This is a genomic window from Ruminococcus sp. 8Y-12, assembly GCF_058119865.1.
The window spans coordinates 106,134-130,362 of sequence record NZ_CM176623.1 but is presented as its reverse complement, the minus strand read 5'-3'; the positions used below and the strand labels follow the sequence as shown (position 1 = coordinate 130,362).

Annotated in this window: 16 protein-coding genes; 15 read left to right on the top strand and 1 reads right to left on the bottom strand. The window is 47.3% G+C overall.

The genetic code is table 11. The annotated features are described in order from the left end of the window. Nucleotides 1-16: 16 nt before the first annotated feature. The 8 genes from rpoC to AC0THY_RS00485 all read left to right on the top strand — a co-directional run bounded on the left by rpoC (nt 17) and on the right by AC0THY_RS00485 (nt 12,660). Complete coding sequence (rpoC, locus tag AC0THY_RS00520; RefSeq protein ID WP_489992523.1) at nt 17-3,682, top strand: DNA-directed RNA polymerase subunit beta'; 3,666 nt, start codon at nt 17-19, stop codon at nt 3,680-3,682. A gap of 139 nt (nt 3,683-3,821) precedes the next feature. Then, nucleotides 3,822-6,500, top strand: a complete 2,679-nt coding sequence (locus tag AC0THY_RS00515) for an FtsX-like permease family protein (RefSeq protein WP_489992522.1) — start codon at nt 3,822-3,824, stop codon at nt 6,498-6,500. 19 nt (nt 6,501-6,519) lie between these two features. Continuing rightward, nucleotides 6,520-7,194, top strand: coding sequence for an ABC transporter ATP-binding protein (locus AC0THY_RS00510; protein ID WP_489992521.1), 675 nt, complete (start codon nt 6,520-6,522; stop codon nt 7,192-7,194). Between the two features lie 53 nt (nt 7,195-7,247). Then, a complete protein-coding gene (locus tag AC0THY_RS00505) occupies nt 7,248-7,910 on the top strand; it encodes a response regulator transcription factor (RefSeq protein ID WP_489992520.1) in 663 nt (220 codons plus the stop codon). Continuing rightward, on the top strand, nt 7,911-8,825 hold the full coding sequence (locus tag AC0THY_RS00500) for a sensor histidine kinase (RefSeq protein WP_489992519.1): 915 nt from the start codon (nt 7,911-7,913) through the stop codon (nt 8,823-8,825). It begins immediately after the preceding gene. Between the two features lie 94 nt (nt 8,826-8,919). Beyond that, a complete protein-coding gene (locus AC0THY_RS00495; RefSeq protein ID WP_489992518.1) occupies nt 8,920-9,795 on the top strand; it encodes a ribokinase in 876 nt (291 codons plus the stop codon). Between the two features lie 310 nt (nt 9,796-10,105). Then, nucleotides 10,106-11,245: an alcohol dehydrogenase catalytic domain-containing protein gene (locus AC0THY_RS00490; protein ID WP_489992517.1), complete on the top strand. Its 1,140-nt coding sequence runs from the start codon at nt 10,106-10,108 to the stop codon at nt 11,243-11,245. A 2-nt stretch (nt 11,246-11,247) separates the two neighbouring features. After that, nucleotides 11,248-12,660, top strand: coding sequence for an aldehyde dehydrogenase family protein (locus AC0THY_RS00485; RefSeq protein ID WP_489992516.1), 1,413 nt, complete (start codon nt 11,248-11,250; stop codon nt 12,658-12,660). 121 nt (nt 12,661-12,781) lie between these two features. On the opposite strand, the gene AC0THY_RS00480 is transcribed toward AC0THY_RS00485, so the two are convergent. Next, nucleotides 12,782-13,873, bottom strand: a complete 1,092-nt coding sequence (locus AC0THY_RS00480; protein ID WP_489992515.1) for a VanZ family protein — start codon at nt 13,871-13,873, stop codon at nt 12,782-12,784. Nucleotides 13,874-14,098: 225 nt separating this feature from the next. On the opposite strand from AC0THY_RS00480, the gene AC0THY_RS00475 reads away from it, so the two are divergent. The 7 genes from AC0THY_RS00475 to AC0THY_RS00445 all read left to right on the top strand — a co-directional run bounded on the left by AC0THY_RS00475 (nt 14,099) and on the right by AC0THY_RS00445 (nt 24,225). Then, on the top strand, nt 14,099-15,373 hold the full coding sequence (locus AC0THY_RS00475) for a hypothetical protein (RefSeq protein ID WP_489992514.1): 1,275 nt from the start codon (nt 14,099-14,101) through the stop codon (nt 15,371-15,373). Nucleotides 15,374-15,678: 305 nt separating this feature from the next. Beyond that, entirely contained in the window at nt 15,679-16,098 is a 420-nt protein-coding gene (gene rpsL, locus AC0THY_RS00470; protein WP_489992513.1) for a 30S ribosomal protein S12, read from the top strand. A gap of 200 nt (nt 16,099-16,298) precedes the next feature. Beyond that, complete coding sequence (rpsG, locus tag AC0THY_RS00465; protein ID WP_489992512.1) at nt 16,299-16,769, top strand: 30S ribosomal protein S7; 471 nt, start codon at nt 16,299-16,301, stop codon at nt 16,767-16,769. Between the two features lie 41 nt (nt 16,770-16,810). Then, complete coding sequence (gene fusA / locus AC0THY_RS00460; RefSeq protein WP_489992511.1) at nt 16,811-18,928, top strand: elongation factor G; 2,118 nt, start codon at nt 16,811-16,813, stop codon at nt 18,926-18,928. Between the two features lie 138 nt (nt 18,929-19,066). Beyond that, nucleotides 19,067-20,260: an elongation factor Tu gene (gene tuf, locus AC0THY_RS00455; protein WP_489992510.1), complete on the top strand. Its 1,194-nt coding sequence runs from the start codon at nt 19,067-19,069 to the stop codon at nt 20,258-20,260. 419 nt (nt 20,261-20,679) lie between these two features. Next, nucleotides 20,680-21,885: an erythromycin esterase family protein gene (locus tag AC0THY_RS00450; protein WP_489992509.1), complete on the top strand. Its 1,206-nt coding sequence runs from the start codon at nt 20,680-20,682 to the stop codon at nt 21,883-21,885. A 414-nt stretch (nt 21,886-22,299) separates the two neighbouring features. Next, on the top strand, nt 22,300-24,225 hold the full coding sequence (locus tag AC0THY_RS00445) for an endonuclease MutS2 (protein ID WP_489992508.1): 1,926 nt from the start codon (nt 22,300-22,302) through the stop codon (nt 24,223-24,225). Nucleotides 24,226-24,229: the final 4 nt, after the last annotated feature.

The following is a 24,229-nucleotide window of genomic DNA, read 5'->3' as shown; positions in this document are numbered from 1 at the left end:
GAAAGGAGAACCATCAATGCCAGAAACAACAAACAATGAAGTGTATCAGCCAATGACTTTTGATGCAATAAAGATCGGTTTGGCATCTCCGGATAAGATCAGAGATTGGTCCAGAGGAGAGGTGAAAAAGCCGGAAACCATAAATTATAGAACCTTAAAGCCCGAGAAGGACGGTCTGTTCTGCGAGCGTATCTTCGGACCCAGCAAGGACTGGGAATGTCACTGCGGAAAGTACAAAAAAATCCGTTATAAGGGTGTCATCTGTGACCGATGCGGTGTTGAGGTTACAAAGGCAAGCGTGCGCCGCGAGCGCATGGGCCACATAGAGCTGGCGGCTCCTGTGTCCCACATCTGGTATTTTAAAGGAATTCCCTCCAGGATGGGCCTGATCCTGGATCTCTCTCCGAGAACACTGGAGAAGGTGCTGTACTTTGCCAACTATATTATCCTGGACAAAGGGGATACGGATCTGCAGTACAAACAGGTGCTCACAGAGCGCGAGTTTCAGGAAGCCAGGGAAAAATGGGGGTTCCGTTTCCGTGTGGGAATGGGAGCGGAATCCATCAAAGAGCTTTTGGAGGCCATTGACCTGGAGAAAGAGTCTGTTGAGTTAAAGAGAGGCTTAAAGGAATCCACAGGCCAGAAGCGGGCCAGGATCATCAAGAGACTGGAGGTTGTGGAGGCTTTCCGTGAGTCCGGCAACCGCCCGGAGTGGATGATTATGACCGTAATCCCTGTGATCCCGCCTGATCTGCGTCCTATGGTGCAGCTGGACGGAGGACGATTTGCCACCTCTGATTTAAACGACCTGTACAGAAGAATCATAAACCGCAACAACCGTCTGAAAAGGCTGTTGGAGCTGGGAGCGCCGGATATCATTGTGCGCAATGAGAAGAGAATGCTCCAGGAGGCGGTAGATGCCCTGATTGACAACGGCCGCAGGGGACGTCCGGTAACCGGACCGGGTAACCGTGCTCTAAAGTCCTTATCCGATATGCTGAAAGGTAAATCAGGCCGTTTCCGCCAGAACCTGCTGGGAAAACGTGTGGACTACTCCGGCCGTTCCGTTATCGTGGTGGGACCGGAGCTTAAGATTTACCAGTGCGGTCTGCCAAAAGAGATGGCCATAGAGCTGTTTAAGCCCTTTGTGATGAAAGAGCTGGTGGCAAAGGGAATCTCCCACAACATTAAGAGCGCCAAGAAAATGGTAGAGAGACTGCAGACAGAGGTATGGGATGTGCTGGAGGATGTCATTAAAGAGCATCCGGTAATGCTGAACCGCGCCCCCACACTGCACCGTCTGGGAATCCAGGCATTTGAGCCCATTCTGGTAGAGGGTAAGGCAATCAAGCTGCATCCTTTGGTATGTACCGCATTCAACGCGGACTTCGACGGTGACCAGATGGCTGTGCATCTTCCTCTTTCCGTGGAAGCGCAGGCAGAGTGCCGTTTCCTGCTGCTCTCACCCAACAACCTGTTAAAGCCCTCCGATGGAGGACCAGTGGCAGTTCCCTCACAGGATATGGTGCTGGGTATCTATTACCTGACTCAGGAGAGACCGGGCGCTGAGGGAGAGGGCAAGTTTTTCCGCAATGTAAATGAGGCGATTTTGGCCTATGAAAATAAGGTACTGACCCTGCAGAGCAGGATCACAGTGCGCTTGAGCAAGACCACCCCGGACGGACAGGTGGTAACCGGAAATGTGGAATCTACCCTGGGGCGTTTCATCTTCAACGAAATTCTGCCACAGGATTTGGGATTTGTGGACAGAAGCAAACCGGAGAACTTCCTGAAGCTGGAAGTGGATTTCCATGTGGGTAAAAAGGGACTGAAGCAGATCCTGGAGAAGATCATCAACACCCACGGTGCAACCAAGACTGCGGAAGCTCTGGACAGCATCAAAGCTATGGGTTACAAATATTCCACCAGAGCAGCCATGACCGTATCAATCTCTGATATGACCGTGCCGCCCGAGAAGCCGGAACTAATCCAGAAGGCTCAGGATACGGTGGACCGCATCACCAAAAACTATAAGCGCGGTCTGATTACTGAGGAGGAGCGCTACAAGGAAGTGGTGGAGACCTGGAAGAACACGGATGATATTCTTACTAAGGCTTTGCTGGACGGACTGGATAAGTACAACAATATTTATATGATGGCGGACTCCGGAGCCCGTGGTTCCGACAAGCAGATCAAGCAGCTGGCAGGAATGCGTGGACTGATGGCAGATACAACTGGTCATACCATAGAGCTGCCTATCAAATCCAACTTCCGTGAGGGACTTGACGTACTGGAGTATTTCATGTCCGCACATGGAGCGCGTAAAGGTCTGTCCGATACGGCACTTCGTACTGCTGACTCAGGTTACCTGACCAGACGCTTGGTGGACGTTTCCCAGGATTTGATTATCCGGGAGGTGGACTGCTGTGAGGGTAAGGAAATCCCGGGTATGTGGGTGAAGGCTTTCCAGGATGGAAAAGAAGAGATTGAGAGTCTTCAGGAGCGTATTACAGGGCGATTCTCCTGTGAGACCATTAAGAATAAAGAGGGCGAGGTTCTGGTAAAGGCAAATCATATGATCACGCCAAGGCGTGCAGCCAGAATTATGTCTGAGGGTGTGGATGAAAACGGGAAACCGTTTGACAAGATTAAGATCCGTACCATCCTGACCTGTAAATCACACATTGGTGTGTGTGCAAAGTGCTATGGTTCCAACTTGGCAACCGGGGAGCCGGTACAGGTGGGTGAGTCCGTGGGTATCATTGCGGCCCAGTCCATTGGAGAGCCGGGTACACAGCTGACCATGCGTACCTTCCATACCGGCGGTGTGGCCGGAGGCGATATCACACAGGGTCTTCCCCGTGTGGAGGAGCTTTTCGAGGCACGTAAGCCAAAGGGTCTTGCGATCATCACTGAGATTGCCGGTGTGGCAATGATTAAGGATACAAAGAAAAAACGTGAGATTGTGGTGACCAATGAGGATACCGGGGATTCTAAGACTTACCTGATTCCTTACGGTTCCAGAATCAAAGCACAGGATGGCGCTTATCTGGAGGCTGGAGACGAGCTGACAGAAGGTAGCGTAAACCCGCACGATATCTTAAAGATTAAGGGTGTGCGTGCTGTACAGGACTATATGATCCAGGAAGTACAGCGTGTATACCGCCTGCAGGGTGTGGAGATCAATGACAAGCACATCGAAGTCATTGTGCGCCAGATGCTGAAGAAGATTCGTATTGAGAACAATGGAGATACAGAGCTGCTTCCGGGCACCCTTGTGGACATTCTGGATTTCGAGGATGAAAATGAGAAAATGCTGGAAGACGGTAAACAGCCTGCTGAGGGCAAACAGGTTATGCTTGGTATCACCAAGGCATCCCTGGCAACCAACTCCTTCCTGTCCGCAGCTTCCTTCCAGGAGACTACCAAGGTACTGACAGAGGCAGCCATCAAGGGCAAAATTGATCCTCTGATCGGATTGAAGGAGAATGTCATCATCGGAAAACTGATTCCTGCCGGAACAGGTATGAAGCGCTACCGCAATGTAAAGATTGATACCGGCATGGAGGAAGAGTACGATATGGATGATGAAGATCTGGAAATCATGGAAGCCGATTTGGATGACGGTGATGTACAGATTGAGGAAGACATGGAAGAACTGGTAGGTGTCACTGAAGAATAGAGTAAGTCATAGAAGAGGGGCCTGTCATACTGAAAAGAATCAGTATGGCAGGCCTTTTTTGGGTTTCTTTGTTTTGTAGACAAATTGTTATATTTAGGGCGTATGATAAAATCAGAAAGAGACAGAGGAGGGAAGTAGTATGATACGATTAAGCCTGAAATACATCCGATTTTTTAAGCAGCAATCTCTTTATGTGCTTTTGGGCATCATTGCCACCGTGGCAATCCTCACTGCCATCACCAGTGCCTTTGAGGCAAACAATAAGATGGAGCTGGAAAGAGCCAGGGAGATTTACGGGGATTATCATTATGCCTATAAGAATTTAGCAGATATAGAGGTAGAAAAAGCGTTCAGCCTTGCACAGGAGTGTGGGATTGAGAAGATTGGATATCAACGCCTTGGCAAGTCATATGGAGGTTATGATAATCCAATGGCGCTCCGTCTCAGCATGATAGACAGGGGATGCCAGGATATATTGGGTCTAAAGCTGCTTGAGGGACGGTATCCCAAGAGGGCAGGGGAGATTGCCTTAGAGAAGTGGGTCCTGGCTTACCTTACAGAAGATGGGCTGGGGGCGCAGATTGAAATGGAGGGAGACGCTTACACCGTAACAGGGATCTTAAAGGACAGGGAGAATGACAAGGGCTATGGTCTAAAGCATGGATATGTGTCAGAAGAGGACACCAATGGAGGTTCCTATCTGCTATACCTTAAATATGATGAGAGCAGGGATATCAGTAAGCTCCAGGCAGACTTTCATGAAAAATCCGGGATCGGGGAGGACGCGATCCAAAATCGAAATCTCTTATATAAAATAGACTATAGAAAATTTAATGTGACCGGATATGACATTGACTTCAGTTACTCATCAGATAACGGGCAGGGAACAGTCAGGGGTGAAGCGTTTAAGGAGTGGCTGGCAGGTATGGGGATGGATAAGGCATTGGGAACCATAATGGTGACGATCTTTTCCATGATCATACTGTATAGCATCTTTCGAATTTCTGTACAGCAGAGGATCAGAGAGTATGGCAAGATGGAGGCGTTCGGCTTAGAGAGGAAGGACATAGCAATCTTGCTTGGAAGCGAGCTTTTGTTTTTATTTTTGGCAGGATTTCCAATAGGGACAGCATTGGGGGCAGCGTTGATTTGGGGGATTTATCAGTTTTACCGCGGAGTGGGCGCAGTAGATTTTTCCGTATCCTATCTGGGCCAGCTGTCTCCACGAGATATTATGGTAAATGCAGGTTTGATTTTACTGATCCTGCTGTTTATTGTTCTTTTAGTCACGCTCCAACTGGGCAGAATGAATGTCATCGAGACCATAAGAGGAAAGAAAGAAAAGAAGAAAACAGGAAGGGGGTATCTGAGGTCAAAGAAAGCGGGAGAGGCAGGAGCAAGCCTCATATGGTCCAGAAAAACCAACCATATGATGCCAGTTGTGCTGCTGAAATATATTCTGGAAAGGAAAGGAAGGGTTATTACCATGATCCTTATGCTGGCGTTGGGGGGCACGGTGTTTCTGACCGGCAGTTATATCGAAGAACAGGTGGAACGGAACCATAAACTGACACAGATGTCAGATAATGGGACCAACGCGGACATCAAGGTGGCAATTGAAAACCTGAGACTGGCAGGGGAGATCCGGGAAGAACAGGTAGAAAAAATGAAAGCATTGCCGGAAGTAAGGCTGGCTGAACCCGTCTCTTTTTATTTTGGCGCGATCCTGTTAAAAAAGGAGCAAATAAGGGACTCGGCGCTGGAGAAAGGCTTCTGGGAGAACCTGGATAAGTATAATCCGCTGATAGAAACTGTGGGAGGACATATGTTCCATGAGGGAAACGGTCAATACAACCTGAAGACCGAGTTTTATGGATATGATGAAGAAATGCTCAGGGAGATGGAAGATTTTGTACTGGAGGGAGACATTGATTCTGTAAAACAGAAGGATACCGTTATTTTTCAGACGGAGATGGATGGAGTGGGGAACTGGGATATCATTGGCCTGCATGTAGGTGACAGAGTTACACTGCGTTTTCCCAAGGAAAATCCAGGCAGGATTACGGAGGAAAATATGCGTATCTTGGGTATTCTTCCCCAGGGTGAGTTTAAGGATGCCTACGAGGAGCGGACATTTACCATTGGTGCAATCGTAAAGGGAGGAGTTGCGGACAATGAGGAATTTTTGACGTATCCGCCGCCTGATACCACTGGTATTATCATAACAAATGATCAATTCAGGCAATGTTTCGATGTAGATGGCTACAACATCGTTTCAGTACAGTTAGAAAATAAAAAGACAGCTGACGAGACAGCAAAGGAAATCAGAAGTATCCTAAAAGGCGTGGACGGCTGCAGTGTCATTGATTATACTGAAGAGATCATTAGGCAGAAGGAGTATCTGGAGCAGACTATGATACTGGTGCGAATCATTGTGATCCTGCTGCTCGCGATTGGTTTTTTCAATATTCTAAGCACTGTAAATTACATTCTGATGGAAAAGAAAAAGGAGTTTGCAGTCATGAGAGCTATGGGAATCACCGATTCCAGGCTGATGTGTACCATGGCCTGGGAGGGGGTGGCATATGGAAGTATCATCAGTATTTTAATGATTATTTTTACAATAGTCATCCAGATACCCGTAAAATATTTCATGGATCACGGTTTTGTATTTATCAATGCACAGTACTCCTTCTACTGGCCCTTGGCCATAGGAGTCACGGGAGTAAATATCTTGCTCAGTTTGATAGCAGTGATACTTCCTGCCAAGAGGGTGCTGTTTCACGAAATTACAGAGGAACTGTCTGATATAGGATAGAGGCAGAGAGGGGAAGCGTATGAAAATTTTAGAAACAATAAAATTGAAAAAGTATTATGGGAGCGGCAATACGCTGGTTCGGGCGCTGGACGGAGTGGATCTTTCCATAGAAAAGGGGGAGATGGCCGCCATCGTGGGAGCCTCCGGCAGCGGAAAATCCACCCTGCTGAACTTAATCGGTGCACTGGACCAGCCGTCAGAGGGGGAAATCGAGATAGAGGGCCGGCCCCTGTCAGGCTTAAACCGAAAGGAACTGGCGGTGTTTCGCCGGCGTTTTATTGGATTTGTCTTTCAAAGCTACAATCTGTTGCCGGTATTGAACGGATATGATAATATTACCTTACCGAGTACCTTTGAGAGGGGAAACAAGATTGACCATGACTTTGTGGAGGAGGTCATGGAGATGCTGCACATAGGGGATCAGGCAGGGAAGATGCCGGGGCAGATGTCCGGAGGGCAGCAGCAGCGAATTGCGATTGCCAGGGCATTGGTGAACCGTCCGGCACTGCTTTTAGCAGATGAGCCCACTGGAAACCTGGACCGGCAGAATTCCCTGGAGGTAATGCTTTTGCTAAAGGAGATCCAAAGTAAATATAACCAGACAATTTTGATCGTGACGCACAATGAGGAACTGGCCCAGCTCTGCGACAAAATCATTACTCTGGAGGATGGCAGAATAAAGGAAATACTGTAACTATTCAACAGGTCTGCGCATTTACGAAAACTTTTGAGAAGGGATGTTGAAGCATGAGGATGCTGATTGTGGAGGATGATCACAGGATGCAGGAGGGACTGGCCTTTGCCTTTCAAAAGGAGGGGTATGAGGTAGAAACAGCGGAATCAGTAAAGGAACTAAAAAAGGTTCTGTTCAAGCAAGCAGATTTTGACATCTTGATTCTGGACTGCAATCTTCCGGATGGGGATGGCTTTACACTTTGCAGCGAACTGAAAAGGGATTATGGAATGCCTGTGATACTCCTGACCGCCAGGGACATGGAGGAGGAAATGGTGGAGGGCTTCAGGGCCGGAGCGGATGATTACGTGACAAAGCCCTTTTCACTGGCTGTGCTGCGTATGCGGGTGAAGGCTGTGCTAAAGCGCAGAGAGGAGCATAGCATACTGTGTTCAAAGGAGATACGGTTAAACTTAAACGAGTGCAGGGTATATTGCCATGGCAGAGAGTGCAGGCTCAGTAAGACGGAATATGGACTACTGGAATATTTTCTCCGAAACAAAAGCCAGCTTCTCTCAAGAGAACAGCTCTGGGAGGCCGTTTGGGGTACAAAAGAGCGGTATGTGGATGATCGTTCCATAAGTATGGCGGTTTCACGGCTGCGGCAGAAGCTGGATGATGCCGGGGAGCACCTGAGGACAGTGCATGGGATGGGGTATATGTGGAAAGATGAGTAAATGAATATGAAAATTGTGGGTATCATTGTCATTGCGGCGGCGTTTGCTCTCATTGGAGCGGGCGCCGCAAAGCTGTACTACGATAGAATAATAACTTATATTACCAGAATGCTGGATGACTTTGTCCATGGAAAGTCTGCAAAATACCCGGACCTTAAAGAGAATCTGGACTCCAGAGTAGCGTTTTTGCTTCAACAGATACAAAAGGAGATCATGAGTACATCCTTTAGGGCAAAGGAGGAGAATAATCAGGTGAAGGGACTGATATCGGATATCTCCCATCAGCTTAGGACGCCTCTCGCAAACATTCGCATGTATGGGGAGCTTTTGGAAGACCCGGAACTTTCCGTGGAGGAGAGCCAGCATTTTTTGAAAAACATCCGGGAGGAAGCGGTTAAAAGCGAATGGCTTTTGAAAAATCTTGTGAATGCTTCCAGGCTGGAGAGCGGCGCCATCCAGTTCCAGGCCAACCCGGAGTATCTGGGGCAAACCTTGTCGGAGGCAGTACGTGAAGTCTATCATCTGGCAAAGAAAAAGGAAATCTCCATTGTGCTGGAGGAGTTTGAGGACCGAAAGGTTCTGCAGAACCGGAGATGGACCAGGGAGGTCTTTGTAAATATTCTGGAGAATGCTCTCAAATATTCCCCTCCGCGCACTGTAATACGGATATCCGTACAGCGCCAGGTCAGCTATATGCAAATCTCCTTTCAGGACCAGGGAGTAGGAATCCCAAAAGAGGAACAGAAACGGATTTTTGAGAGGTTTTATCGCTGTCCAGGTGTGAAAGAGGAGAGCGGGTCCGGGCTGGGACTCTACCTGGCCAGGCTGATTTTGCTGAAGGAGAGCGGGAGCATTATGGTGGAGTCAGCGGAGGGGAGGGGGAGTATATTTACTGTGTTTTTAAAAGGCATTTAAACCTTCCGGGTGATAAGAATACGAATACTGGCGGAAGCGGACGGGCTGTGCTATAATCAAAGTATGCTTACAGAAAGGAGAAGGAAATTTCAAAATGGGGAAAAAGGTTTTAAATTTTGGGTCTTTGAATTATGATTATGTCTATCAGGTAGACCATATCATGCGTCCTGGGGAGACGCAGACTTCCAAGGGAATGGAAACATTTTGCGGGGGAAAGGGGCTGAACCAGTCGGTTGCCCTTGCAAAAGCAGGCTGTCAGGTTTATCATGCCGGTGCCGTGGGTGAGGAGGGGCAGGAATTGCTCTCATGCCTGAAGGACGATGGGGTTGACACCTCGTTTGTGCGAAGGCTGGATGGGAAGAGCGGACATACCATCATCCAGGTGGACAGGGATGCCCAGAACTGCATCATGCTATACGCCGGCGCCAACCGCAGACAGGAGAGGGCGCATGTGGACAGTGTGCTGGAACAGTTTGGGGAAGGGGATTATCTGCTCCTGCAAAATGAGATCAATGAGCTGGCCTACATAATTGACCGGGCTTATGAACGGGGAATGAAAGTCGTTTTAAACCCATCCCCCTTTGACGCTTACCTGAAAGAATGTGATATGTCAAAGGTAGCAGTTTTTATGATGAATGAGATTGAGGGCAGGGAGATTACTGGGGAAGAAGATCCGGAAAAGATTTTAAAAGCAATGGCAAAGCTCTATCCATACTCAGAGGTGGTTCTCACCCTGGGAGGGGACGGGGCCGTGTACACGGATTATCAGAGAACCGTATCACAGCCCATTTATCCCGTCAAGGCTGTGGACACCACAGCGGCTGGGGATACCTTTACCGGATATTTCATAGCCGGGCTTCTGGAGGGGCTTCCTATGGGAGAAAACTTGGACCGGTGTGCAAGGGCTTCCTCTATTACTGTATCCAGAAGGGGAGCAGCGCCTTCCATTCCGCTACTTGCTGAGTTATAAAAGCAGCACTTACAGAGTAAAGGAAAATGAATATCGCAGTATGGAATGTTACCTTTCATACTGCGGTGTTTTTATTTTGAGAGAAAATAAACCTACGATGTATACTATTACACAAAGCGTGAAAATACCTCGCCTAGTGTGAAAACTGTGCAATACTGACAAAAATCAGACAATGCGGAGGAAAGCTATTGCTTTTAGCGGGAAAAAGGAGTAGGATAGTATCAAATGATAATATAATAATTACATATGATACAAAACAGTTTTCGGAAAACTATTTAAATTACAAGATTGTTAAAGATGGAGGAGAAGCATGGACAAACAAGAATTGGAAAAAATTATTACTTTGGCAGTGGAGGAAATTGTAAGTCAGTCTCCAAAACAGAAATCGGAAATGCAGGCATATGTAATCGATGAGAAGAGACGGATGAGGGTGACCACGGTACCTCAGCCGGTCCCCACAGAAGATAATATCATTGTTTCGATAAATTTCTCTTCCATCTGCGGAACGGATTTCCGGACTTTTATGAAGGGAAATGAAAAGATCACACCTCCAAGGGTGTTAGGGCACGAATCAGCAGGGGTGATTATCCATGCCGGACGACTGGCTAAACAGAAAGGATTTCAGGTGGGAGACCGCGTCACAGTTGCACCGGCTGTAGGCTGCGGAGAGTGTTGGCCCTGCAGTACAGGGCACACGAATATGTGCAACTCCCTAAAAACCATTGGCTTTCAGTATGAGGGTGCTTTTGCGGAGAAAATGGAGATTCCAAAACAGGCCATTGAGATGGGCAATGTGATCAAAATCCCAGAAAATGTGTCCGATATGTCAGCAGCACTGTCAGAGCCGGCGGCCTGTGCCCTGAATGCGCAGACCTATCTTAACATCGGGCCGGAGGACTTTGTTTTGATCTATGGGAGCGGTTATATTGGATGTATCCACGCTGAACTGGCCAGGATCGCAGGTGCCAGGAAAGTAATTATGGTGGAGATTGCAGAACCGCGGGCAAAGATCGCCAGGGAGATGATACCGGATATCACACTCATCAATCCCAGGGAACAGAATACAGTGGAGGAAGTGATGAGACTGACAGAGGGACGGGGGGCCAATGTGGTGATCACAGCCCTGTCCGTGCCAAGTGTTCACACAGAGGCTCTCGAAGTTGCATCCAAGATGGGGCGAATCAGCCTGTTTGGTGGAATAGCAGGCGACGGCAAGGGCTATCTGGACAGCAATTTGATTCACTACAAAGAGCTGTCCGTGCACGGTGTGCACGCCACAACCGCAGCTCTTATGAGGGAGATTATGGGATATGTTTCCGCAGGCAAGATGAATCTGGAAAAGTACGTTACCCGTGTTTACCCACTGAGTGCGATTGAAGAAGGATTTTGCTGTATCCGAGATGAAAACGCTATGAAGATCTTGATATCACCTAAAACCAGAGAGGAATGAGTATGGCATTGACACAGGAAGAGATTCGTAAAATCGTAGAAGAGGCGCTGGCCAGTTATGTTCCGGTGCTAAACCAGGAGCAGGAGGAAGATAGCAGTCAAATGGGCATCTTCAGGGAGCTTGAGGATGCCATAGCTGCAGCTGGGATCACGCAAAAGAGAGTGCAGGCAATGCCTCTTGATCTGAGGGAACAGGTAATCAAAAACATAAGGCTCAGGACCAGAGAAAATGCAAAGCTGTTTGCAGAGCTGGCAGTAAAAGAAACAGGTATGGGAAATACCAGAGATAAAATAAAAAAGCATTATCTGGTGGCAGACAAAACGCCGGGTACGGAGGATTTGGTGACAACGGCATGGAGCGGTGACCGGGGGCTGACCCTGGTGGAAAGCGGCCCGTTCGGAGTCATTGGAGCTGTTTGCCCCTGTACCAATCCCTCTGAAACCGTGATATGCAACACCATAGGAATGTTTGCGGCAGGAAACACAGTGGTTTTCATGCCTCACCCTGCCGCCAAGGAGGTTTCCAACAGGGCGGTCGATATGGTAAACCGGGCCAGTGTTGAAGCGGGCGGTCCTGCCAATATCGCGGTAGCCGTGAAAGAACCGACCATGGAGATTAGTCAGAGGGTGTTCAGACATCCGGATATCAGTCTTTTGGTGGCAACAGGCGGTCCGGGGGTGGTGTCTGCTGTCCTCTCCTCCGGAAAGAGAGCCATGGGTGCAGGGGCAGGGAATCCTCCGGTGCTGGTGGATGAGACGGCGAATATCCCTAAGGCTGCAAAGGATATTGTAGACGGCTGTACCTTTGACAACAATCTTCCCTGTTTTACGGAGAAGGAAGTGATCGCAGTTGATAAAATCGCAGATGAGCTGATTTATTATATGAAACAGGCGGGATGCTACCAGGCCACCGCCCATGAGGTGAAAAAGCTGATAGGGACCGTGTTTGTACAGAAAGATGGAAAAAGGACATTAAACCGGCAGTGCGTGGGGCGGAGTGCAAAAGCGCTGCTCGAAAAAATTGGAGTAACTGTGGGGGAGGAGGTCAGGTGCATTATCTTTGAGGGTGATAAGACAAATCCGTTGATCTGGGAGGAATTGATGATGCCTGTACTGGGAATCGTGCGGGTGCCAAATGTAGAGGAGGGCATCAGAGCGGCAGTGGAGCTGGAGCATGGAAACAAGCACAGCGCACACATGCATTCCACCAACATCCACAACCTGACGAAATTTGGAAAAGCCGTAGATACCGCAATCTTTGTGAAAAATGCACCGTCCTATGCAGGTCTCGGCTTTGGGAGTGAGGGCTACACGACCTTTTCCATTTGCAGCCGTACCGGGGAAGGACTGACCTCAGCGAGATCATTCACAAAGAGCAGACGCTGTGTGATGAGCGACGCTCTCTGTATACGTTAATTTTTTTTGATCTTGCAGTATCAAAAGTTCATTGTAATCATACAAAAGATAATCGGGCGAAAAGAGGGAATGCAGGCGTATCTCTGCATTCCCTCAGAACTTCTCTATATTTGCAGCGTTGTTACAAATCAAAGAACCAGTCCTTTTTTTTCCTGGTAGGTTTCTTTTTAGGAGCTTCCCTCCTGGGCTGCTGGTGGTTGGGTATATTTGCCGGCCCTGCATTCTGAAGGGGAGGCTGAACCGGTGGAACCTGTTTTCTCTGATGTGGCTCTCTCTGGCTGGCAGGGTCCTTCAGGCCCCAGTCGTCTGCCAGCGCGTCATTTTCCGGATAGTAAGCACGATTCCTTCCGGCAGCTGATTCGTTATTGAATACGTCGGATGGATCGATTCTCCAGTCCTCCATATATTCCGGTTCCGGTATCTCCGAGTGAATACTTTGGTCCTGAGGTGCCCATGCACCGGCATCAGCGCCCTGATACCCGTAACCTGGAGAATATGGTGGCGGAGTTGCCTGTGGGCCGTGGTAACCTTGGGGCTGGCTTTGGCCTGTCTGATATGGAGTAGGTCCCTGAGGCTGTGCACTTCTGGGATCATAATAGCTTTGTCCTGGATTTGGAGGAGCACCGTAACGGTTCTGCCCCTGGGGATTGCCATAGGGAACGTGATACGTAGTATCATCCATATATTTTACTTTTTTACGTCCTTTTACCTTCTTTACCTTTGGCTTTTTGGGTTTGAAAATTGTTTTCCGGCCCGTCCATCCAACAATGCGGACCGCAATAATTCCCAAAAACACTCCTACACTGTCAATGCACACATCCTTCACTGAGGGGCTGCGGCCTGCAACAAAGGACTGATGATACTCATCCCCGCAGGCAAACCCAACACAGATCAAGCCGGCCACCAGCATCAGCAGGATACCGTGGAGGCCGTACACATATAATGGAAAGGACACGGCCACAGCCAGTGCAAAGTATTCTGTCATATGTGCGAGTTTTCGGGTGATAAAGTTGATTTTATTGGCCCATTCATCGATCTGCCAGGTTTCCAGATTTCCATCGAAGACATAATCGGCAGTTTCTACTATTTTATAGCTGACTTTATAGCTGAGCTGTGAGGATACGTCGCCTGTCTGACCGGAAAAGGAAAAAATCATATACATCAGCAGCAGGGCTGGTATAAAGGACAATGGTTTCAAAATTGTTCTGATCATAATATTCTCCTCCGTTTTTTCTATCCTATCATAGCATTTCGTCTTTTGTGTGTCCAGAGAATTAATGAAAACATCAGAAACATTAATATTTTGTGAAATAGAAATATGGATTGTTACTGTGAACAGTAACTATGACTTTTTAAAATATTGAGCGAAAACCTGAAAAAAATTGAAAAGAAATGGTACAAATAGTATAATATAGAAAAATGCAGGGAGGTAATGATTATGAATACGAAAAAAAGATTTGCAACCTTTGTGGGAATACTTTGCTTTATGGTTTTGCTCTGCGGGCTGAATGTATCGGCTGAATCTATCGTGAATTCAGGAACCCTAAAACTGCCTTATGACAGGATCAGCGGAGTTTTTACTGAAGAAAACAATGCGGCAAAGTATTATAAAGTGGTTATCAGTACTCCGGGTTGCCTGAAGGTGGATTTTATGGCAGAGTATTACCAGAGACTTTTGCTTCTGTCCGCAAGCGGAGAGGAGTTGAGATCTTCCGACAGGGATATCAATGATTCAGGGACAAGCCATCAGGAGATTAATTATTATTTGAATCCTGGAACCTACTATGTAGGCTTTGGAGCTCTAAGAGGACTCTTTATTACTACACCACATGTGGGCAGCTATACCTTAACTACTTCATTTCAGGCGATTGCCTGTGACGAGACGGAGAGCAATGACACTCTGTTTACAGCGAACCCAACGACTGTGGGGCGAACAATGAGGGGAATGATTGCGGTCGGAGATGAAAAAGACTTCTATAGAATCCACGTGGGGAAGGGAAAGTATACCTTGGCCTATTCTGCTGATTTTGATATAGAAGTGAAAGTTTATACAACCAGCGGAGATGAAAAGGGATCGTTTTACCAAGATGTGGATTCCTCACTGGGGTTGGCAGTGGACAGCGATCATATTGAGTTGGACAGCGGAACCTATTGTGTTCTTGTTAAGGCTAGGAGGGGGAATACTGGGACTTATCAGTTGACAGTTAAAAACTTCACTGGTATTCCAATCAGTAAAGCTTCCATATCGAATGTAAGCAGGCAGACCTATTCCGGAAGAACCATTACACCCTATGTATCCGTAACATATAATGGAAGAACACTGTCAAAAGGAAGAGACTACAATATAGTTTATAAAAAGAATAGGAAACCTGGAAAGGCATCCATTGTAATCCAGGGAATCGGAGATTACAGTGGGACAAAAACAAAAAATTTTGTGATTGTGCCAAAAAGTCCGATACTTAAAACAGTACGCAGGCTGGGAAACAGAAAGGGCAAGGTGGCGTTTAGCAAATCGTCTGGAGCCAGCGGATATCAGATATGGTACAGCTCAAACTTTAGAACATTTAAAAAAATAACGACCAAAAAGAGATCTTATATCTTGAAAAAACTTAAGAAGAACCGGTATTATTGTGTAAAGGTGCGTGCTTATGTGAAGATAGGTAAGAAAAAGTATTACGGTCCTTTCAGTTACAGCAGTAGTGTCTGGATGTAGTTTTTAATTATAAGCAGCTCTGTTGCCTATCTTTTATTGGGAGCAGGGCTGCTTTTGAATAAGTTAAGCATTTTTAAAATTCCATGTATACTATTACAAAACAGAGGAATACTTGAGAGGCGGCGGAAATATTTAAGAAATACGGAAAAAAATACAAAAAGTACGAGAAATCCCTCAGAAAAGGCCTTGACATGGGTAATGCTGAACAGTATAATGATGAAGTGTGCGTGAAAGTACATTTCATTTTTATGCGCATATCAAATAAAACTTTTTCAGCAACCACATTCTAACAGGAGGTGAAAGAAATGCCAACATTTAATCAGTTAGTAAGAAAAGGCCGTCAGACATCTGAAAAGAAATCTACTGCACCGGCTCTGCAAAAAGGATTTAACTCCTTAAAGAAGAGAAGCACAAACGAATCCGCACCACAGAAGAGAGGTGTGTGTACAGCAGTAAAGACCGCTACCCCGAAGAAGCCTAACTCAGCGCTCAGAAAGATCGCCAGAGTTCGTCTTTCAAACGGAATCGAGGTTACAAGCTACATTCCGGGTGAAGGCCATAATCTTCAGGAGCATAGTGTTGTACTGATCCGCGGTGGCAGGGTAAAGGACTTACCAGGTACCAGATATCATATCGTTCGCGGAACACTGGATACAGCAGGTGTTGCCAAGAGAAGACAGGCTCGTTCCAAATACGGAGCCAAGAGACCGAAAGACGCTAAATAAAAAGCGTATATAACAGGCTCAGAGCTAATTATTTTAATCGTATCACTAACAGAACTAGGTTGTGCCGGATTTTATATTCACCAGGTGGTTGCAGGTTGATTATAGAAGTCCTAGCATGCACACAATAGAACGACACATTGTGAGTACCGATGATTTAATCAAGCGATTTTATCGCAACTATAATTAAGGAGGGAAGTACCGTGCCACGTAAAGGACATACTCAAAAAAGAGACGTATTAGCAGATCCATTGTACAACAACAAAGTGGTTACCAAGCTTATCAATAACATTATGTTAGATGGTAAGAAGGGCGTAGCCCAGAAGATTGTTTATGGAGCATTTGATAGAGTGTCTGCGAAAGCTGACAAGCCAGCTATCGAAGTATTTGAAGAGGCAATGAATAACATTATGCCATTACTGGAAGTAAAGGCAAGACGTATCGGTGGAGCTACCTACCAGGTACCTATCGAGGTAAGAGCTGACAGACGTCAGGCTCTGGCTCTGCGCTGGCTGACCATGTTCTCACGCAAAAGAGGCGAGAAGACCATGGAAGAGAGACTGGCAAACGAAATCTTAGATGCATCAAACAATACAGGTGCATCTGTGAAGAAAAAAGAAGACATGCACAAAATGGCAGAGGCAAACAAAGCTTTCGCACATTATCGCTTCTAATTGCGTAGAGCATGTTTGGACTATATTAGGAGGAAAAAACCTTGGCTGGAAGAGAATATCCATTAGAGAGAACCAGAAATATTGGTATTATGGCTCATATCGATGCTGGTAAAACTACCACAACGGAGCGTATTCTATATTATACTGGTGTAAACTATAAAATCGGTGATACTCACGAAGGTACTGCAACCATGGACTGGATGGAGCAGGAACAGGAGAGGGGTATTACCATTACTTCAGCCGCTACTACATGTCACTGGACTCTGCAGGAAAACTGTATGTCAAAGCCAGGAGCACTGGAGCACCGTATCAATATTATTGACACACCGGGCCATGTTGACTTTACGGTAGAGGTTGAGCGTTCCCTGCGTGTACTTGACGGCGCTGTAGGCGTTTTCTGCGCAAAGGGCGGTGTGGAACCGCAGTCTGAGAATGTATGGCGTCAGGCTGACACCTACAATGTACCGAGAATGGCTTTCATCAACAAGATGGACATTTTAGGTGCAGATTTTTACGGAGCTGTAGAGCAGATCCGCACCCGATTGGGCAAGAATGCAATCTGTATTCAGCTGCCAATCGGTAAAGAAGATGAATTTAAGGGCATCATCGACCTGTTTGAAATGAAAGCATATATCTACAATGATGACAAGGGCGATGATATCTCTATAGAAGATATCCCGGAAGATATGAAGGATGATGCAGAACTGTACCGCACAGATCTGATTGAGAAGATCTGTGAGCTGGACGATGACCTGATGATGGAGTACCTGGAAGGGGAAGAACCGTCTGTGGAGGCTCTGAAGGCAGCCCTGAGAAAAGGAACCTGTGAGTGTACAGCAGTTCCGGTATGCTGCGGTACTGCATACAGAAACAAAGGTGTTCAGAAGCTTCTGGATGCAATTATTGAGTTTATGCCTTCACCTGTGGATGTTCCCGCTATTCAGGGAACCGATCTGGATGGCAATGAGGTTGTAAGACATTCTTCTGACGAAGAACCGTTTGCAGCTTTGGCATTCAAGATCATGGCAGACCCGTTTGTTGGAAAACTGGCTTTCTTCCGTGTATATTCAGGCACCCTGAACTCCGGCTCTTATGTCCTGAACTCCACAAAGGGAAAGAAAGAGCGTGTTGGCCGTATCCTTCAGATGCATGCCAACAAGAGACAGGAGCTTGACAGAGTATACTCAGGTGATATTGCAGCTGCTGTTGGTTTTAAATTGACAGCAACCGGCGACACCATCTGTGATGATCAGCATCCGGTTATCCTGGAGTCTATGGAGTTCCCAGAGCCGGTTATCGAGCTGGCTATTGAGCCCAAGACAAAGGCCGGACAGGGCAAGATGGGTGAGGCTCTCGCTAAACTAGCAGAAGAAGATCCTACCTTCCGTGCTCATACGGACCATGAGACAGGCCAGACCATCATTGCAGGTATGGGTGAGCTCCACTTAGAGATTATTGTAGACAGACTTCTGCGTGAGTTTAAGGTAGAGGCTAACGTAGGTGCACCGCAGGTTGCTTACAAAGAAACCTTTACAAAAGAAGTTACGGTTGACAGTAAGTACGCGAAGCAGTCCGGTGGACGTGGACAGTACGGTCACTGTAAAGTTATCTTCAAACCAATGGACCCGAATGGAGAAGAAACCTTCAAGTTTGAGTCTACCGTTGTGGGTGGTGCGATTCCGAAGGAATACATCCCGGCAGTCGGTCAGGGTATTGAGGAAGCTTCCAAGGCTGGTATCCTGGGAGGATTCCCGGTACTAGGCGTACACGCAAACGTATATGACGGTTCCTACCATGAAGTCGATTCAAGTGAAATGGCATTCCACATTGCAGGTTCTATGGCCTTCAAAGATGCTATGAAAAAGGGTGATCCTATCCTGCTTGAGCCGATCATGAAGGTGGAAGTAACGATGCCGGAAGATTACATGGGTGATGTTATCGGTGATATCAATTCACGCCGTGGTCGTATCGAGGGTATGGATGACATCGGAGGCGGAAAGCTGGTTCGTGGTTACGTGCCTCTGGCTGAGATGTTCGGATATTCCACAGATTTGCGTTCAAAGACACAGGGACGCGGTAACTACTCCATGTTCTTTGAGAAGTACGAGCCGGTTCCCAAGTCAGTACAGGAAAAGGTGCTCAGCGCAAAGGCAAAATAATCAGGAAATCATAGGATTTTCGCAAAATTAGGCTTGAAAATATCTTTGATTTGAAATATAATCAAAGATAGCCTAGTGTTGGAAATAAAAACAAAAAAAAGCCGGAAAGGCACATATTTATCAAGGAGGACATTCAAAATGGCTAAAGCTAAATTTGAAAGAACAAAACCGCATTGTAATATTGGTACCATCGGACACGTAGACCATGGTAAAACAACTTTAACGGCTGCTATTACAAAGACTCTTTCTGAGAGAGTTGCTGGAAATGCTGCTGTAGATTTCGAAAACATTGACAAAGCTCCGGAAGAGAGAGAGCGTGGTATCACTATCTCAACTGCTCACGTTGAGTATGAGACAGACAACAGACATTACGCACACGTTGACTGCCCAGGGCATGCTGACTATGTAAAGAACATGATCACAGGTGCTGCACAGATGGACGGAGCTATCCTGGTTGTTGCCGCTACTGACGGTGTTATGGCTCAGACAAAGGAGCACATCCTTCTGTCCCGTCAGGTAGGTGTACCTTACATTGTAGTTTTCATGAATAAATGTGATATGGTTGATGACGAAGAGCTGCTTGAGCTGGTTGACATGGAGATCCGTGAGCTGCTCAGCGAGTATGAGTTCCCGGGCGATGACACACCGATCATCCAGGGTTCTGCTCTGAAAGCTCTGGAAGATCCCAGCAGCGAGTGGGGCGACAAGATCATGGAGCTGATGGCTGCAGTTGACAGCTGGATTCCTGATCCGAAGCGTGCTACCGATCAGCCGTTCCTGATGCCTGTAGAGGATGTTTTCACAATCACAGGTCGTGGTACTGTTGCTACCGGACGTGTTGAGCGTGGTGTTCTGCATGTAAACGAGGAAGTTGAGATCGTTGGTATCAAAGAAGAGACACGTAAGACTGTTGTAACTGGTATCGAGATGTTCCGTAAGCTTCTGGATGAGGCTCAGGCTGGTGATAACATCGGAGCTCTGCTTCGTGGTGTTCAGAGAACTGAAATCGAAAGAGGACAGGTTCTTTCAAAACCAGGCAGCGTAACCTGCCATACCAAATTCACCGCTCAGGTATACGTTCTGACAAAAGACGAGGGTGGACGTCATACTCCGTTCTTCAACAACTACAGACCTCAGTTCTACTTCCGTACAACGGATGTTACTGGTGTAATCACTCTGCCGGAAGGCACAGAGATGTGCATGCCTGGTGACAACGTAGAGATGACCATCGAGCTGATCCATCCGATCGCTATGGAGCAGGGTCTTACATTCGCTATCCGCGAGGGTGGACGTACTGTTGGATCAGGCCGTGTTGCTACTGTTATCGAGTAATTTTTCCATACAATAAAATTAAGGCTTCTGGGGTTTATTCCTCGGAAGCCTTTTATCTTGAAAGAAGATCAACGTCAGTGGAGGGCGGAGAGCGTGGATTGAAACAATGTCATGTTTGCCCTTGTTTTTTATTCGCCCGGGGGTTGTACTGGGGTCAAGAAAAGTTCCGCGTTAGAAATTCCTGAGTCCGGTTACCATTTTATCCCTCCTGACACTTTTGCTCTACTGGTTTGAGACAGAACTTCCGTTCCTCATCTGTGAGACCATAATCTATGTGAGGAACGCCACAGTGGTGCTGTCCAGGGGGATTATGATGACACCAATGCTCTTCCTTGTGACAGTGACCGGGCTGCTCTTTCACTAGGATCACAAACAGTAAAGAGATAGGGCGCTGTGCGCAATACAGAGAGACAGGTAAGATGGGGAAACAGATGGGAAAATATTTTAGAAAAGCAGTTGTATATATGTGTCTTGCATCAATTGCGCTATACATAGCTGGCTGCAGTCAGGTTCTTCCCGGCGCGGTGAAGGAATATATAGAGGCCAACCAATCCCCTCTGCATTTGCAGGTGGATGGCCTTGGGATACCTGAAAATCTGTTTTCGGACAGAGATCTCTACCAGGTTTATCTGTCTGGAGAAAGCCATGGCAGGAAAAAGAGCTATACGGCAAAGAAGGCATTTTTGGAGTATTTTCATGATAAAGCTGGTGTCCGTTTCCTGCTGGCAGAGATGGGGGTGGGAAATGGACTTCTTATGGAGCGTTACCTGGAGACAGGTGAGGAGAGGCTGCTTAAAGACTATATGGATAGGATTGAAGGGACCGCTGCCTGGGTGCAGGAGGAAGCGGAGTTCTGGAGGTGGCTTTGGTCCTACAACCAGGGGCAGGAGGAGGAACAGAAAATCCATGTTCTTGGCCTTGATATCGAGCATGTGCCCGCCCTGGGGCTTGAGGGACTTGCAGAAATACTTCCACAAGACAAGCAGGTTCCGAAAGAACTGCGGGAGGCTATGGCAGCGATTGCCAATCTGGAAGAGAACAGCTGGCATCTCCTTGCGGAAGCATTGGAAAAAAGTCCTGCGGTATGTGTTTCCTATTTTGGAGATGAGATTGTGTGGGTTAGGCAGGTTTTGGAGAATATCCGTACTGCGGAAGCATTTTATGAAAAAAGGGATCAAGATTTGGGGGACACAAACAGTTGGCAAATCCGCGAGGATGCCATGATGAGAAATTTTATATTCTTCAGGAGCTTGTACCCTGAGGGGAAATTTTTTGGACAACTGGGCTCCGAACACATCTTTCAGTCAGAATGTTTTACATACTCAGAGATGCCTGTGACACGGTTGGCAAACCTTATGAATGGGGAAGATTCCCCAGTTGCGGGACAGGTGTGTTCTCTGTTTTATATCTATTCCAATGACAAAGAGGACTACTTCCACTATGATGCGATTGATCAAACGCGGGATCGTTTCTACAGCTTAAACGGGGAGGACAGCCCCTTTAAGGAGAAGAACTATCTCATGACACAGCAGAGTGTGAGAAATAATAAGGGCGGCACTTGTGATTATTTTCAGAAATTGGTAGTGCTTGAGGACATAGGGGAGTGTGAGAAGTACGCTCCTTAAAAGTTTTGGTTGACAGACAGGTGAAGAATGTTTATAATGCAAGGGAAACAGAAACAAAAATAGTTGAGTGAAATGAGGTGTCTTTTTGTTAAGGGTTTTTGTAATGGAGATTGCAGGTAAATAAAATAACTGCCAGGACAGCCGGGGAGGATCTATACCCGTGTGCCCTGTTATTGGTGCGCTCTGCGGATCAATATATACGCCTTACGAACCCTTTTATACACCTCTGATATAGATTTAGGAGAGTATGTGAAAAGCATGGCTGTGAGCGCTGTGCTTTTTTATTGCACAGACATTTAGTGCAGGTATCGTATACCCGGAAAAGGGCGTAGTGCGTATACCTGCATTTTTTGTTTGTTGTTAATACAGAGTTTTTGCTTTGCCGGGGGGCAGTGGTTTGAGAAGGAGAATAACATGTATTGTAAATCATTAGAACAATTGGGCTATTATGAAATCACACAAAAACTGGCTGAATGTGCAATTACGCTAAAGTCAAAAAAGCAGATTAGGGAGATGGAGCCCATGATGTCTGAGACAGCTTTGAGAAAGGGCCAGGAGCAAACTACCCAGGCCAGAGCGATGCTGGAGCTGGCAGGCACACCGCCGCTGCCGTCCATGGAACATGTGGAGGAATATTTGGAGAGGGCAGTGAGGGGTGAGATGCTTCTTGCGGAGCATTTGGAACATCTGGGCCTATTTCTGAATGCGGTCAGGAGACTTAAAAGTTATCTTAAAAAGGGAGTGGAGAGTCAGATAGGAATCGCCTATTATGAGGAGAATCTCGACCTGCCGCCGGAGCTTGGGGATGAGATTGAGCGCTGCATCCGGGGAACAAGAGTGGATGACTATGCCTCCCCCTATCTTAGGGATGTGCGCAGACGGATAGCTACAGCGGAGGAAAAGATAGCAGAGAAAGCGGAACAGGCTTTGAGGGGAAACAAGGCGTTTCTCAGCGACTCCTTTGTGGTGACGCGAAACGGAAGGCTCTGTATCCCGGTGCGCAGAGAATACAGAGGGAGGGTGAAAGGAGCTGTGGTGGACAAATCTTCCACTGGAAATACGCTGTTTATGGAGCCTGAGAGTGTGGCAGGTCTGCGCGAGGAGCTGGAGATCAGCCGGCTGGAGGAGGACAGCGAGGAGAGGCGCATTCTCTATACGCTGACGAATATGGCAGCGGAATCCGAGCATTTGCTGAGGGAGGATATTAGGGTAATAGAGAAACTGGATTTTATCTTTGCGAAGGGGAAGTTGAGCCTCCAGATGAAGGCGGTAGAGCCCAGGATCAATCTGGAGGGTTTCATGCGCATCCAAAAAGCGAGACATCCGATGCTGGAGGCCAAGGCATGTATCCCATTGGACTTTGAAATTGGAAGGGGAGTCCGCGGCGTGATCATCACAGGGCCAAACACAGGGGGAAAGACCGTTGCAATCAAGACCGTTGCCCTTATGTGTGCCATGGCCTGCTCAGGTCTCCATGTACCCTGCGAGGAGGCAGATATCGCCATGAGAAACCAGATTCTCTGTGATATCGGTGACGGGCAGAACATTGCGGACAACCTGTCCACATTTTCTGCGCATATTAAAAATGTTTTGGATATCCTGAAAAGAGCCGGACGGGAGAGTCTGGTGGTCTTGGATGAGCTGGGCTCTGGCACAGACCCTGCAGAGGGGATGGGGATAGCGGCCGCCATATTGGATGAGCTTAGAAAGAGTCAGGCCCTGTTTCTGGTAACCACTCATTATCCTGAGATCAAGGAATATGCCAACCGCTGTCCGGAGGTCCAAAATGCCAGGATGGAGTTTGACAGGGAGAGCCTGCGGCCGCTGTACAGGCTGAGAGTAGGAGAGGCAGGGGAGAGCTGCGCTCTGTATATTGCAAAACAGTTGGGATTCCCGTCAGAAATGCTCAGGACAGCAGCAAGGGAAGCCTACGGGGAGAAGTCAAATGAGGTAGTGGCATCTCTGAAGATAGAGACAGGGGAGCAAAAGCTAAAGAAAGTGTCAGCACCTTGTATCCGACGGGCTGTCAAAGGGGTGGAGACACTGGAGATGAAACAGCGGTTTGGCAGAGGGGACAGTGTGACGGTTCTGCCCGAAAAACAAATTGGGATTGTAGTAAATCCGGCTGATGAGAGGGGAAATGTGCTGGTACAGGTGAAAGGGGAAAAGCTTTCTGTCAACCAAAAGAGGCTGAGGCTCAAGGTCTCGGCATCCCAGCTCTATCCTGAAGACTATGATTTTTCAATCATCTTCGATTCAGTGGAAAACAGAAAAGCCAGGCATAAGATGGGAAAACGGCATCAGGAGGGGCTGGAGATACGAATTGACAGCCCCGGCTGAGGAA